Source organism: Arthrobacter sp. SLBN-122, from assembly GCF_006715165.1.
In the GTDB taxonomy this organism is placed as follows: domain Bacteria; phylum Actinomycetota; class Actinomycetes; order Actinomycetales; family Micrococcaceae; genus Arthrobacter.
This window is the reverse complement of sequence record NZ_VFMS01000001.1, coordinates 1,270,075-1,283,193: the sequence shown is the minus strand read 5'-3', so window position 1 is coordinate 1,283,193 and position 13,119 is coordinate 1,270,075. Positions and strand designations below refer to the sequence as shown.

Genomic DNA, 13,119 nt, shown 5'->3' with positions numbered 1-13,119 from the left:
ACACCTGGCAAACTGAAGCGGACGACGGCGGGTGCCCACCCGCCGTTGTCCGTCTCCGTTCGGTGCGTCGGTTCGACGCGGGCTTGCCTGTGGCCGTGTAAGGTTTCCAGTCCTCGGCTGTGGAGATGCTAGGTATCCAACAGCCCGCCGCTGGCCCAACGCCGGACCGCGAGCTGCTCAGCCGCGTCGAACTCCAACAACGCAACCCGGCACAGTTCCTCAACGTACCGTGTCCAGGCAATTGCCAGCTGGGCTGACGTTGCCTCATCACTGAGCGGGAAGCCGGCGTAGGAGAGGCCCTGCAGCACGAAACTCACGGCGTTACGGGACACGGGCTCGCCCGCGCTGACGCAATCATCCCGAACCTGTCGTGACAGCTCGGTGCGGTTGGCCGGATGCTCGCCGAGCCGGGCCGCCATGGACTGGAAGATTTGCCGGAACTGGGCGGCCGAGAGGGCCGGGACATCCGTTACCCGCGTAACTTGCTCTTCAACGCCGGGCTGCTTGTCAGCAGGAGCCGGAAGATCTTCAAGTGAAAACCGCTTTGCGTCCCAAACCCAGCCGCCCTGCACCGACGAATACTCGATGTCCTTGCCAATTTGTGAGACCCACGTTCCAAATCGTCCAAAACCGCCCCAGTCCGTCTTCAGGGAAGGATCTGCTGCGAGGGCACGGTGAGCAACCATCGCACCGACTACCGGACCCGGGGCGGCGCGGACGAACTCCAGCACGTCCCGGACACCCGGCGAAGCCGCCTTTGTTTTGGTCTTGCTTGCGGCGGGGGCCTGGCGTTGAGTCCCGGGGGCAACCGCGTGAATGGGTTCGCCCGCGGTGCCGTTGAGGATAGCAACGAAGTCGTGGGACTCCACCACGTGGTCCGCCATCTCCCGGTACGCGAAGGCGACGGCGCCGGCCGCTATCACCGTGGTCATCCGGTCGGCGGCGCGGAACCGCTGTATCAGCGATGTGAAGTCCGCATCCGCAGAGGCGAGAAAGAACTCTTCGATGCCGACGCTTCCAGAGAGTGCGTCCATGGCATCAAGTACCAGGTTGATGTCAGTGCTGCTTTTACCCCGCTGTGTCAGTGACGGGCAGTCGATCACGCGGAATCCGGCGCGGGTCCAGTAGGTCCGGTACTTCGAGTACACCGTCGGGTTCAGGTAGCAGTTGCGGATCAGGAAGCGGCGGGCGCTCTTGCCAGAGTCTCCGGCTGACAGTGCTTCGGCCCAATGCTTGGGGTCCTCCGCGAAACGCTTCGCGGCCTCCGGGTCGATGGCCTGCAGGCCGGTGAAGACATTATCGAAGTCAACGAACATTGCAGCACGTATGCCGGGCCGGCGGGTGGGTGGGAGGGCCTCATTCATTGGCCCAGTGTGCCAGCAAAGCCCGGCAGGGGTGACCGGAACGCGCCCAAACGCAGGAGGGACGACGGCGGGTGGCCACACGCGGTCGTCCGCCTCCTTACGTGCCGGGCATGTGCCTTGCTAAAGGCGAAGCTCCATGAAGACGCTGTTGGGGTCCAGCACGTAATCGGCGAACGGCGGGCACTCGGCGAAACCGTGCCGGGCGTAGAGGCGGCGGGCGGGCGCGAAGTAGTCCTCGGTTCCCGTCTCCAGGTAGACGTGCTCAAGGTTCCGGGCCCGGGCTTCGTCCAGGATATGCCGGAGCATGAGGGTGGCAACGCCCCGTCCCCGCGCGGTTGCCGTGGTGCGCATGGACTTGATCTCGCCGTGCCTTGCCGGGCCGGTGGGGGAGTCCAGGAGCTTAAGCGCGCCGCACCCCAGCAGGTTGCCGTCCTCCCGGGCCGTCCAGAACGTGATCGAGGGGGCGGACAGCGCCGAGTGGTCCAAGGCGTGGACGCTCTCAGCCGGCGAGGTGGCAAACATGTCTGCCAGGTGCTCGCTGAGCAGGAGGTGGACGTCGTCACGCGTGGGGTTGTCCCGGTCTATGGAAATCATCGCCTCAAATTTACCTGTTGCGGGCAGCTTCTCCGCTGTGCCATGATTCCCGTGATCGTGACCCGACCGCAGGAGGTGAGACCCATGAATGCTGTATCCGCAATGGGTGCTCCCCGCAGTCCACGATCGCGCGGCTGACGTAGCCGCCACCGGGAGCGCCAAACACGCTATTCGCGAAAGGCGACTCCCATGAACTCAACACCTTCTTCAACACCACACCTCATCCCGCCGGCGGACTCCCGACGGGCACTGGTCCTCGGCGGCGGCGGATCAACCGGCAACGCGTGGCTGATCGGCGTCCTCGCCGGGCTGGCCGACGCCGGCCTGGACGTGACGGACGCGGACCTGGTCATCGGCACCTCGGCCGGGTCCACCGCTGCGGCGCAGATCGCCGGTGCCGCGGCCACAGAACTCTATGCCGCAGTCCTGGATGCGCCCCCGCACCCGACGGCTTCGCCAGGATCCACCACTGGCCCCGCTCCTTCCAGACCCGTGTCTGACCACCTGGAGCGGACGGGCAGGATCATCGCCTCATCGAAAGACGCGGGGGACATGCGCCGCCGGATGGGGGTTCTGGCCATGGATCTGGCCGCGGCCCATGACCCGACCGCACGTTGGCGCGGGACTGTGGCCGCGCGGCTGCCAATCCGAAATTGGCCGCACCACAAGCTGCTCATCACGGCCGTCGATGCCCACACCGGCGAGCCGGCCGTGTTCGACAGCAGCAGTGGCGTGGATCTGGTGGACGCCGTTGCCGCCAGCTGTGCCAGCGGGTTCGCCTATGGGATCGGGGACAGGCGCTATATTGACGGCGGCTACCGGCGCAACGAGAACGCGGACCTTGCGTCGGGGTTCGCGCGCGTCCTGGTGCTCTCGCCCTTCGGCGGCAGGACCCGGACGCCGCTGGAGTGGGGAATGCAGCTCGCCGCGCAGGTGGAGGAGTTGCGGGCAGGCGGGAGCAGGGTGGAAACAGTCTTCCCCGGCAGCGAAGCTGAGCACTTGTTCGGCCCCAACGCGATGGACTTTTCGTTGCGCCCGGCCGCAGCCCGGGCGGGGCACCGCCAAGGTGAAATGCTTGCGCAACAGCTCACCGAATTTTGGCGCTGAAGGAATGAGAGAAAACTCGGGGGTGTAGCAAGCAGATCAGCCGGGATCCCGGTACTTCAGAGGGCTAGCCAAAAAAATAAAAGCGCGTAGCGTTGCGGGTACGCAAGCAAGGAAAGGCGTGATTCCGATGTCCGGAAAATCCCCCAAAAGCAGCGCCGCCAAGAAAGTCGGCAAGTCGATCCTCGAAAAACGGGCTGACAAAAAAGCAAAGCATGAAAGCGGCGAACTCAACGTTGTAAAGCCCCGCAAAAATCGGCGCTGACCAGGCCAGCGGGCGGCCGGAACTCCTAGCCCGGCCACCCGCCGCCGGTAGCAGCAGCAAGTGACGCAGAAGGACGACGGCGGGTGCCCACCCGCCGTCGTCCTTCTTATCTGCCTGCTAGTCCTCGATGGTGACGCCGCGCCAGAAGGCGATCCGGTCCTCGATGTGCTTGGCCTTGTCCTTTGGATCGGGGTAGTACCAGGCAGCGGCGTCGTTCCGCCGGCCGTCCACTTCCAGCGTGTGGTAGCTGGCCTGGCCTTTCCAGGGGCAGAACGTGTTCTTGTCGCTGTCGCGCAGGTAGCCGGCGTTGACGGCGTCTCGCGGGAAGTAGTGGTTGCCCTCAACCACCACCGTGTCCGCGGACTCGGCGATGATTTTTCCGTTCCAGATAGCCCTGACCATGAGGTTCCCTTCCGTCGCTGCCGCCGCTTGGAATGCGGCAGGTGTCGTACGGGTGCCAACGGCCTGGACGGCGGGCTTGTTCCCGGCGGCTACCGCGGACTCTTGTCGATCACGCAGAACCGGTTTCCGTCCGGATCCTCCAGAACCACAAAGTCGGGGTCGTCGGGGTACATGTCCCAGTCCACGTGCTTGGCTCCGAGGGACACCAGCCGGTCCACCTCCGCACCCTGGTCATCCGCGTACAGGTCCAGATGGATCCGCGGATAGGCCTGGACCGGGGTTTCGCTGAGCATGAGGGACAGTGCCGCGCCCGGGCCCGACGCCGGCACAAGGGTCACCCACGTGTCGTCACAGGGTTCCCGGGGGACGTAGCCGATGGCTTCCTGCCAGAACTTGGTGGCGGCGGCAACGTCGTTGACGCCGAGGACGATGGTTCCAATGGTCAACATCCGCCCAGCCTAACCCCGGGTCCGGCCCGCTGTCCCGGCCCTGGAGAGGAGAAATGCCCGGCTCCATTCCGGAACCGGGCATCCCCTCGGCAGCTAGGCAGCCGCCTCCGCCGGCACCACGCTGCAGTCCGCCCTGGTACCGGCGAGCTGCGGCGCCCACCCGTCCGTTCCCTGCAGGTACGTCCGGACCGTGTACTTGCCCGCCTCAGCCCCGGGCAACTGCGGACGGTCGGGCGTAACCTGCGCGCCGGGGCCGCGGTTGTTGAACTCGTGGAACCGTGCCTCCCGCCAGGAGAAGCCGCTCATGTCCGTCCACGGCGTTCCGGAGATGTGCGCGCCCAGCCAGCAATCCCGCACCAGCACCTGGGCAACGGCTTTCGGGTCACCGCTGGGATGCCACGGCCGGCCGAGATGGACGGTATCCCTCGCGGCATCCGAGATGAGCCTGCACTGGTCAAAGAGGTAGCCGTACGGGATGGACAGGTCCTGGCTGCCCGCCGTCACGTAACCGTTGTTGGTGCTGGAGCCGCGGTCCAGCGACGTGATCTCGCAGCCACTGAAGACGGCAGTTCCGCGGCCGAAAATGAAGTCCACGTCGCCCTCCACGTAGCAGCCCTCGAAGTAGAACCTGGCCTGGACGCCTGCCCCCGGTGAGTTGACCAGCAGGGTGTCCTGGTTGCCCAGCAGCCTGACGTTGGACAGCACCGCACGGTCCCCGGTGATGTGCAGCGCCACGGCCTGGCGGTCCTTCATCCCCATGTTGGCGGCCTCGTCGAAATCGTTGCTGATGGTAAGGTTCCGCGCCACGAAGTCCGGCCCGTCAATGCGGACGGACGCGCTGCCGGAGGTGCCGAAGTTGCCGCTGCCGTCGGGCTTCGGCGTGCCGGATGCGTTGTTGAACACCAGCAGCACGTCCTCCGGCCGCCCGCCCTGGCCAAGGAAGGAGATCCGGGGCTTGTCCGCCGGAACCCGAACGGCTTCCCGGTAGGTGCCGGGCTGGATCCTGATGATGGTCCGCTGGAGGCTGCCCGCAGGGACGGAATCGATGGCGGACTGAACTGTCGCGAACGTCCGGCCCGGTCCGACGTCGAGCGTCACCGGAAGGTCGATGGGCCGCTCGGCAGGCCAGTACATATCCAGCAGGGGATCCGTGACCGCGTCGATGTTCAGGAAGTAGCCCGGAGGGGCAATCTCCTTGGACTGCAGTTCGCGCGCCACCAGGCCGGCCACAGCCACCGCACCGGCGGCCTGGAAATGCGTGTTGTCCTCCGAACCCTGCGGATACTGCGGGTGCTCACCGGGAGCCAGGAAGAGGAACTGCGACTTGGTTCCTTCCGGCCCCAGTTGCTGCCACAGCGCCTTGGAGGACGCCGTGAGGTCCACCAGGGGAGTCCCGGACGCGGCGGCGAGCTCCCGGACGGCCTGCGGATACGCCCCGTGGGAGTCCTTGGCATTGCCGAACGAATCGAAGCGGCGGCGTTCCACTGGGGTGACCAGCACAGGCATGCCCCCACGCGCCCTGGCCCCGTCGATGTACCTGCCCAGGTACTCCTTAAAGGTGGTGTCGGGGAGCGTTCCGCGGGCCGGGTCCGCCACTTTTTCATCATTGTGGCCGAAGGAGATCAGCAGGTAGTCACCCGCCTGCATCAGCGCCAGCACCCGGTCCAGCAGCCCGGCGTCCGCGAAGCTCTTCGAGGAGGCGCCGGACCAGGCGTAGTCAAAGACGGTGGCCTGCGGGCCCAGCAGGAGCGGCAGGGCCTGTCCCCAGCCGGCGCGGGGACGTTCGGACTGCTGGTAGGCCGACGACGTCGAGTCCCCCACCACGAAGATGACCGGCTTGGTGCGGGGTTTGGTGGGGTCGGGACCGGCCTGGGAGAGTGCGTTCGCCATGCCTGTTCCGGAGAATGCCGCGGCCCCTGCGGTGAGTGCCAGTGCCGTCAGGACGCCGCGGCGGCTGGGCAGGATGGCAGCCATTAAAGGTTGCCTCCTGCCGTGAAGACCGGTCCAGTGGAGTCCTTGAGCTGCGCCGGCACGGCCTGGGCCGGGTGGACCTGGGTACGCAGGGTTGGGGTCCAGGACGTATCCTCAGCCAGCTGGTCGGCGGGGGCTGCGGCCGCGTTGTACTCCGCGCGAAGGTCGGTGATCTTGCCGTTGACCGCATTGGCGATAGTGGTGATGGCCGTTCCCTTATAGCGGCCGATGATGTCCGCAGCATCAATGCCGGCCGGAAGCGTGAAGGCGTTTGCCTCGGCGTAGAGGTGGGAGCTGAACCCGGCGCCCAGGCTGTATTTGTAAGGGATCTTGCTGTCCTCGGTCACCTCGAAGTGGTTGTTGTACACATCCACCTGGCCGAATCGGACGCGCGGCGCGCGCTGGCCCACGTTTTCGAAGACGTTGTGGTGGATGGTGACCCGCAGCTTGCCGGGGTCGCCGCGCGTGGGTGAATCGGTGGAACCGATCAGGAGCAGCTTGTCGTGCTCGGAGAACCGGTTGTAGGACATGGTCACCAGGTCCGAGCCGTTGGTGACATCCACTGCGCCGTCATGCACCTGGTAGGGGCGGCCGAAGTAGAGCGGCTGGGCGCTGTCCAGGTTGGGGGCGTCCGTGAAAGCCGAGTGGTCAATCCAGACGTGCGTGGCCTTGTTGATGACCTGCAGCAGGTCGTACTCGCTGTTCCAGTTTCCCTCGGTGCCATCAGTCGGATCCCAGGCGGGGAAGCAGTCCGCCGCATCCCTCAGGGTGAGGTTGCGGACGATGACGTTCCCGGCACCATTGATGCGGAGGGCGGCGCCGGTGATGCTGCTGTCCGGGGTGGCGCCAACGATCGTGGTGTTGCTGGGAATATCCCACCGGATGGTTTTCGCCTGCTTGGCGGCTGCCAGGCGCCTGGCGTCCTCCTGTGGACCTGCCGGCTCCTGGTCCCGCCCGTAGGTTTCGGGGTCAAAATCGTGGAGGTACTGCGCAAGGCTGTAGCCCGTGCCTTCGGCATAGCTTTCACAGGTGAGAGGGGAGCCGTCCGCCGCGGTGTTGGCGTTGATGCTGCCGTGGATCCGGATGATCTTGGCCTGGCTTCCGGCGGCGAAGGCGGCCAGCAGTTCTGCCTTGCTGGAGACGTCGTAAACGTTGGCGGCCTCTGCTGCCGATCCGCCGGTGGTTCCGGTCCCTTCGGATGCCCAGCCGTTTCCTGCTGGCAGGACCTGACGTTCAAGGGGTGTCTGGGTGGTCTGGGCGGTAGGATCGGCCGCCGGGTTTGGGGAAGCCCCTGCCGGTCCGGCAACGAGGAGTGCTCCTGCCACGGCGATGGCTGCAGACATGGATAAGTGCGTACTGCTTTTTCGCATGTTCTCTCTTCCGTCATTGGAATGAACTGCGCCCCGGTCCGGGGCCACTTTGCCGCCGAATATTTGTGAGCGCTGACAAGGACCATACCGAGAAAGCGTTTTCTCGGCAATAGAAGAGGCAGATGTTTCTAAAGTGGCGGAAGTACTGCGAGTGAGCGCTCTCCGGCAGGTCGACGCTCGCGGCTAGACTCGCCTGCATGGGGGAGAATGCAACACCTGAAGAACGCCCGGGGTCCAGACGCGGCAAGGTTCCTGCCGCCGTCGTGCCTTTGCTTGGCCTGGTTGCCGTGCTTGTTGGTTTCCTGATCGCCTACCTCAACCGGGATTTCACCGGGTGGGTTGCCTACGCCCCGCTGAGCAACCAGCCGTTCAGCGCCAATGGAGCGGCCTTTGTCACCCAGGGAACCCAGCTCGGCCTTGCCGTTGCCGTCGTGGGCCTGCTGTTCCTCGCTTTCTGGGCCGGCTACAGGTTTGGACGGCGGGCCGGGGCCATGTCCAACCCGGCGCAACCGACCTAGGCGACGAGGAGAATCCGTCATGACCGAGAACGCCATCCGGCTGGAACGCCGCTTTTCGCACCCCGCCACGGCGGTGTGGGCCGCGCTGACCACCCCGGAATTGCTGGCCCGCTGGTGGGCACCGGGCGACATCGCACCCGTGGTGGGCCACCGCTTCACCATGGACATGGATGCGTGGGGCCACCAGCAGTGCGAGGTCCTCACCGTGGACCCGGGAAAGTCCATCAGCTTCCTCTTCTCGGAGGGCATGCTTGACACCACCATCACCTGGCGGCTGGAGCCGGTGGACGGCGGGACCATCCTCCACCACGAACACGCCGGATTCCGCCTCGACACCCCAACGGGCAGGCAGGCCATCGAAGGCATGGGCAACGGCTGGCCGGGCCTGCTGGCCCGGATTGAAGGGATTCTCGCCGACGTCTCCTGAGGCGCAATGGAAACAGACGACAGGGGGACGCGCCCGCCCTCGTCCGTTTCCATCGGCGCCTACTGCCCGTTTACTGCCGGACAGCGAAGGGTAACGATGGAGTATGACTGATTCCGGAGCTGGCGGCGCCAACGACCCCTTTGACGGCAACGACGAGATCGTGGCCGGAACCGAGCACCATGAGACGCCTGAAAGTATCGCCGAGGATGTCCGCCATGACATCCAGCTGGGCCATGTCCAGGACGATGTGACACACGTCCTCGAGGAGCGCTTCGAGGAAGCGGGTATTGAAGCCCGCCCCGAAGAGGTGGAAGACCTCGCCGAAGAAATCGAGCGGGACGCCTCAAGCTGACACTTGGCTTTTAGCGTCAGGGAGCACGCGCTTGGCGAACCCGGGCGGGCCTGAAACGGCGGGTAACGACCTGGACCAGTGTGCTGGCCGTGTTGGGCACATGGCTCCAAGGAGTCATACCGGTGGTCCAGGTGGCCCGTCCCCGGGCGGCGCGGTCCGCGCTTAGGGCCAGTCGGCCCGGATGAAGCGGATGGGACTCTTGAGTGTGAGAAGGCAGTCAGACGTCCACTCGGCAACGTTGCCTTCTGAGTCCATGGAATTTGGCGCCGCCACCTGCTGCGTGTCCTGGTTTGCGGCGTCCTGAGAACCTTCGGTGGTGCTTTTCATTTATCCCCCTTGGCAAGCATGTGTGCCACACTAGGCACCCCGCAAAGCCAAAGGAAGAGGATTAATCCACTGGCAGGATAAACTTGGCAAATCTTGAGGATCGGGCTAATCGGTACCCGAAGCAGCCGGCGTGCGGGCAGCGCTCGCAGCCTTCCAGGTTTCCGCGCCCGCGGCAACCAGCGGGGCGATTTCCAGCCGCGTCCCCGGCCCCGCAATCACCAGGACGTGCCGGGGCGTCACGCCCTCCAGGGCCGCTGCCACCTGCCGGATGACCTCATCAACCCCGCCAGAAGGGACGGACGACGGCGGAAGTCCGGTGCCGTCGTCGTCCGCCCTGAGCCACGTGGTCACCTTGGCGCCGCCGGTGGCATCAGTGATGCCGCGCGCCAAAACCTCCGGGTCCACTGCGTCCTGTGCGTAGCCGCTGATCAGCGTGACCTGGTCAATCACCCGCTGGTGCACTGGGGCCGCGGCAGCAAGCAGTGCCCGGTCGTGCCGCCACAGAGCAAAGTGGTAACCCGCCACCAGCCCGGCGGCCACCAGGAGTCCCAGTGGTGCCCGGACGCGGTCCAGGAGGCTTCCAGCCGAAACATCGCCCAGCAGGAATTCGAACAGCCGGTAGCCAATGACCAGCAGTGTAATGAGCGCCACCACCGCGCTGACACCAAAAAACGCCACCAGATAGAGCCGCCGGCCGGGGGGAATGTCGTCTGCCGTCCGCGGTTGGCGCCTCGGCTTCCAGGCCAGCCACCATACCGGGCCTCCCACCACCAGCGAACTGATGCCGCCCAGAAGAAGGGTGCGCGTGGCGCCGCCGGCCAGCGGCGACACCGCTGCGGCGAGCAAGGCATTCACCACTACCCCCACGCCGGAAGCCGCTGCCGCGAGTGCCACAGCCGACGTCACCAGCAGGCTGGCCCGGCGGGTCCGGGTGGACCTGTGGACGGACTCGGTGCGGTGGTACCGCCAGACCACGGCCCCGATGACGGCGGCCGCGATGGCCGGGGCGAGCGGTTCGAGGAGGAGGTTCAGCGGCTCGCTGCGGTCGAACGCCAGCCGCAGGAGCACAAACAGGATGAGGCCCAGCCCGCCCAAAGCCGTGATGCCAGCGACGAAGATTCCTACGGCGATGATGGTGACGTCCACCAGTGCTGTCTGGAAGCGCCGCCCGCCTTCCCTGATCCAGTGCCACCACCACACCACCGCGCCGCCGGCTGCCCAAATGAGGGACCGCAGGATGGGAAACCACCAGGGTTCCAGGGTGGCAGTGGAGGTGAAGCCGCGGATCGCGACGTCCAGCAGTGAGCTCAGTGCGGCAATAGCGGTGCCTGCGCCCAGCAGCAAGCCGAAGACCCACCCGATGAGCACCCGGATATCTTCGAGATGCCGCGGGGATCTGTGCGGGTGCTTCCACATCCACCGGTGCCACCACCAGATGGCTCCCCACACAAGGCCGTTGGCCAAGGGGGACGGCCACTGGGCTGCCTGGAATTCAAGGAAGGATGCGGCCAGGTTCAGCAGCGATGTGGTGGCAATGATGAGGGAGACTGCATACATCCCGGTGAGGTAGAGCCCCCAGCCTGCGGCTGTCCGCTCCGACTCGTCGTCGAGCCGCCTCCACACGAACCACCACAGAAGGAGCGCAAGCGGGCCGCCGATCAGGGTGAAGGCCAGGGACAGGGCCAGGCCGGCCACGTCGCCCTGGACAAGGACTGACGCCGTACGGAAAAGGCGCTCCAGCAGTCCGCTGAGGCCTGACGCCGTGATAACCACCAAAGCAAACAGCAGGACATACAGGATCAGCCGGCGGAGGGTTGCCAGGCCGCTGGCCTGCGCGCGGACTGCTGGGGCTGCCGGCGCCGTCATTGCTTGGCCGGAACTACGGAGCAGGCCGTCAGGGGATACGGCGGCTGGTCAATCATCCACTTCCCATTCACTTTCAGGAGCAAGAAGGCTTCCTCCATCTCATACTCCGACGGGCCGAACGGTCCGCCCTGGGATGACTGGACGATCGAAACCCTCACGGTGGCAGAATCCGTTCGCTCCGTCGTCGAAATCAACACAACGCGGGCGGGGCGGGGTTCACCTGGATAGGATCCCCGGCAACTGCTCCGGGCACCCGGCGTGAGGAAGGACTGGGCGGTGGGAATGTCGCCGTCGATCACGGCCTTGCTGTACTGCTGGACCACTCCGGCAGGGCTGGACTGATCCAGCGGGGCCGGCTCACCCCGGGTGAACACCACAGCCAGCGCAACAACCACCAGAACCACCACCACGCCCACCAGCGCGAGCAGGATCCGGTCCGGTTTTCGCGCTGCAACGTCCATGGCGAAAGTATGCGGCAGGGCGGGGTTTTTGGCCCGTGTCTTAGGACCCTTTTTCGGCAGCGTCCGCTTGTTTCAACTTTGTTGCAATGAGCGCAACATGCCCTAGCGGTGGAACTCCTCCTTATGGTCTTCCGCGCAGGTACTGTTTCCGTCGGAAACTAAGGGGATAAATCTGCGCTGCACCTATTGACTGTGGTGCGCGTCACGGCCTATCTTGAAACAACCACGTTGCAACAGATGCAACTCCTACTTTCTCTGGTGGTTCCATTGAATACAGAATCAACCTCACCCCCCGCAGGAGTCGTTGCCAATGACGGCAATGCTCCTGCCCGGGCAGGGCATGGCGTGGACAATACGGTGCCCAGCAAAGATGTACGACGACGGGTGGTTACCGCGAGCTTCATCGGCAACTTCGTCGAGTGGTTCGACTACGCCGTGTACGGCTACCTCGCGGCCGTCATCTCCTCGGTCTTCTTCCCCGAGGCGGACCGGCAGACCGCACTGCTGGCAACTTTCGGCGTCTTTGCCATTTCCTTCTTCGTCCGTCCCCTGGGCGGCTTCTTCTGGGGCCATATCGGCGACAAGCTCGGCAGGCGCAAAGCCCTGTCCCTCTCCATCGTCATCATGTCCGTCTCCACCTTCTGCATCGCCCTCATCCCGGGCTACGCCACCATCGGCATGCTGGCTCCGCTCCTGCTGCTCCTGGTCCGGGTGGTCCAAGGGTTCTCGGCAGCCGGCGAATACGCAGGCGCCTCAGCCTTCCTGGTGGAATACGCGCCGGCCAACCGCCGCGGACTCTATGCCGCCGTGGTGCCGGCCAGCACCGCAGCGGGCCTGCTCCTGGGCTCACTGATCGCGGCGCTCCTCAGCTCGGTGCTCAGCACCGAACAGCTGCACGAGTGGGGCTGGCGGCTGCCGTTCCTCCTGGCCGCCCCCATGGGCCTGATCGGTCGCTACATCCGCACCAAGCTCGAAGACACTCCTGCCTTCCGCGCCCTGGCTGAGCAGGAAGAATCAGCACCCAAAGCGCCTGCCCTGGACATGTTCAGGACTTACCGCAGACAGCTGATCATCGCCTGCGGCGCAGTCCTGCTCAACGCCGTCGGCTTCTACGTCATCCTCAGCTACATGCCCACCTACCTGTCCGAGGAACTGGGCTTCGGGCCCACCGAATCCTTCCTGGCCACCACCATCGCCCTGGCCAGCTACATCGGCTTCATCTTCCTGACCGGCATCGCGTCAGACCGGTTCGGCCGCAAGCGCATGCTGATCACCGCCTCCGTGCTGTTCATGCTCCTGACCGTCCCGGCCTTCATGCTGCTGGACACCGGCAACTTCCTGGTCATCGTCCTGGTCCAGATCCTGCTGGGCGGCATGCTCACCCTGAACGACGGCACCCTGCCCAGCTTCCTTGCCGAACTGTTCCCCACCAAGGTCCGGTACAGCGGCTTCGCCGTCAGCTTCAACCTCTCCAACGCGCTCTTCGGCGGCACCGCGCCGTTCATGGCCACCCTGCTGATCGGCCTCACCCAGAGCAAGCTGGCCCCCGGCTGGTACCTGGTGGCCGCCTCCGCCGTATCCCTGGTGGCCGTGCTGTTCGCCGCCGAAACGTCGCGGAAACCCCTCAAACACCTCTGAGCAACCAGAGG

The 13,119-nt window shown here is 65.5% G+C and carries 15 protein-coding genes; 6 read left to right on the top strand and 9 right to left on the bottom strand.

Annotation, left to right across the window (positions count from 1 at the left end):
- Window positions 1-128: 128 nt before the first annotated feature.
- Both FBY36_RS06065 and FBY36_RS06060 read right to left on the bottom strand, forming a co-directional pair.
- On the bottom strand, window positions 129-1,364 hold the full coding sequence (locus tag FBY36_RS06065; RefSeq protein WP_142117776.1) for an NYN domain-containing protein: 1,236 nt from the start codon (window positions 1,362-1,364) through the stop codon (window positions 129-131).
- Window positions 1,365-1,484: 120 nt separating this feature from the next.
- Complete coding sequence (locus FBY36_RS06060) at window positions 1,485-1,958, bottom strand: GNAT family N-acetyltransferase (protein ID WP_142117775.1); 474 nt, start codon at window positions 1,956-1,958, stop codon at window positions 1,485-1,487.
- Between the two features lie 189 nt (window positions 1,959-2,147).
- Here FBY36_RS06060 and FBY36_RS06055 point away from each other — a divergent pair, with 189 nt between their 5' ends.
- Window positions 2,148-3,065 (top strand): patatin-like phospholipase family protein, encoded by a 918-nt coding sequence (locus FBY36_RS06055; RefSeq protein ID WP_142117774.1) that lies wholly within the window; start codon window positions 2,148-2,150, stop codon window positions 3,063-3,065.
- 118 nt (window positions 3,066-3,183) lie between these two features.
- The gene (locus FBY36_RS20545) at window positions 3,184-3,327 is read left to right on the top strand and encodes a hypothetical protein (RefSeq protein ID WP_160141877.1); all 144 of its coding nucleotides are present in this window, start codon (window positions 3,184-3,186) and stop codon (window positions 3,325-3,327) included.
- Between the two features lie 117 nt (window positions 3,328-3,444).
- Here FBY36_RS20545 and FBY36_RS06050 read toward each other — a convergent pair whose 3' ends face one another.
- The 4 genes from FBY36_RS06050 to FBY36_RS06035 all read right to left on the bottom strand — a co-directional run bounded on the left by FBY36_RS06050 (window position 3,445) and on the right by FBY36_RS06035 (window position 7,492).
- Window positions 3,445-3,729, bottom strand: a complete 285-nt coding sequence (locus FBY36_RS06050; protein ID WP_142117773.1) for a DUF427 domain-containing protein — start codon at window positions 3,727-3,729, stop codon at window positions 3,445-3,447.
- A gap of 89 nt (window positions 3,730-3,818) precedes the next feature.
- Window positions 3,819-4,178 carry a VOC family protein gene (locus tag FBY36_RS06045; protein WP_142117772.1) on the bottom strand — a complete coding sequence of 120 codons (360 nt, stop codon included), beginning with the start codon at window positions 4,176-4,178 and terminating at the stop codon, window positions 3,819-3,821.
- 93 nt (window positions 4,179-4,271) lie between these two features.
- On the bottom strand, window positions 4,272-6,152 hold the full coding sequence (locus tag FBY36_RS06040) for a pectinesterase family protein (protein WP_142117771.1): 1,881 nt from the start codon (window positions 6,150-6,152) through the stop codon (window positions 4,272-4,274).
- Window positions 6,152-7,492, bottom strand: coding sequence for a pectate lyase family protein (locus FBY36_RS06035; RefSeq protein ID WP_235008735.1), 1,341 nt, complete (start codon window positions 7,490-7,492; stop codon window positions 6,152-6,154). Before FBY36_RS06035 ends, FBY36_RS06040 begins: the two co-directional genes overlap by 1 nt.
- A 224-nt stretch (window positions 7,493-7,716) precedes the next feature.
- Between FBY36_RS06035 and FBY36_RS06030 the strand changes: the two genes are divergently transcribed.
- From FBY36_RS06030 to FBY36_RS06020, 3 genes are all read left to right on the top strand, one after another.
- A complete protein-coding gene (locus tag FBY36_RS06030; protein ID WP_142117769.1) occupies window positions 7,717-8,037 on the top strand; it encodes a hypothetical protein in 321 nt (106 codons plus the stop codon).
- 19 nt (window positions 8,038-8,056) lie between these two features.
- The gene (locus FBY36_RS06025; RefSeq protein ID WP_142117768.1) at window positions 8,057-8,464 is read left to right on the top strand and encodes an SRPBCC family protein; all 408 of its coding nucleotides are present in this window, start codon (window positions 8,057-8,059) and stop codon (window positions 8,462-8,464) included.
- A 103-nt stretch (window positions 8,465-8,567) separates the two neighbouring features.
- Window positions 8,568-8,816, top strand: coding sequence for a hypothetical protein (locus FBY36_RS06020; RefSeq protein WP_142029136.1), 249 nt, complete (start codon window positions 8,568-8,570; stop codon window positions 8,814-8,816).
- A 162-nt stretch (window positions 8,817-8,978) separates the two neighbouring features.
- Here the strand turns inward: FBY36_RS06020 and FBY36_RS20540 are convergent, their stop codons facing one another.
- The 3 genes from FBY36_RS20540 to FBY36_RS06010 form a co-directional block, all read right to left on the bottom strand.
- Window positions 8,979-9,143 carry a hypothetical protein gene (locus tag FBY36_RS20540; RefSeq protein WP_160141876.1) on the bottom strand — a complete coding sequence of 55 codons (165 nt, stop codon included), beginning with the start codon at window positions 9,141-9,143 and terminating at the stop codon, window positions 8,979-8,981.
- A gap of 105 nt (window positions 9,144-9,248) precedes the next feature.
- Window positions 9,249-11,009, bottom strand: a complete 1,761-nt coding sequence (locus FBY36_RS06015; protein WP_142117767.1) for a DUF5671 domain-containing protein — start codon at window positions 11,007-11,009, stop codon at window positions 9,249-9,251.
- Window positions 11,006-11,470: a hypothetical protein gene (locus tag FBY36_RS06010; protein ID WP_142029134.1), complete on the bottom strand. Its 465-nt coding sequence runs from the start codon at window positions 11,468-11,470 to the stop codon at window positions 11,006-11,008. The genes FBY36_RS06015 and FBY36_RS06010 overlap by 4 nt, the downstream gene beginning before the upstream one ends.
- 267 nt (window positions 11,471-11,737) lie before the next feature.
- Between FBY36_RS06010 and FBY36_RS06005 the strand changes: the two genes are divergently transcribed.
- Window positions 11,738-13,108, top strand: coding sequence for an MFS transporter (locus FBY36_RS06005; protein ID WP_142117766.1), 1,371 nt, complete (start codon window positions 11,738-11,740; stop codon window positions 13,106-13,108).
- The last annotated feature ends 11 nt before the right edge of the window (window positions 13,109-13,119 follow it).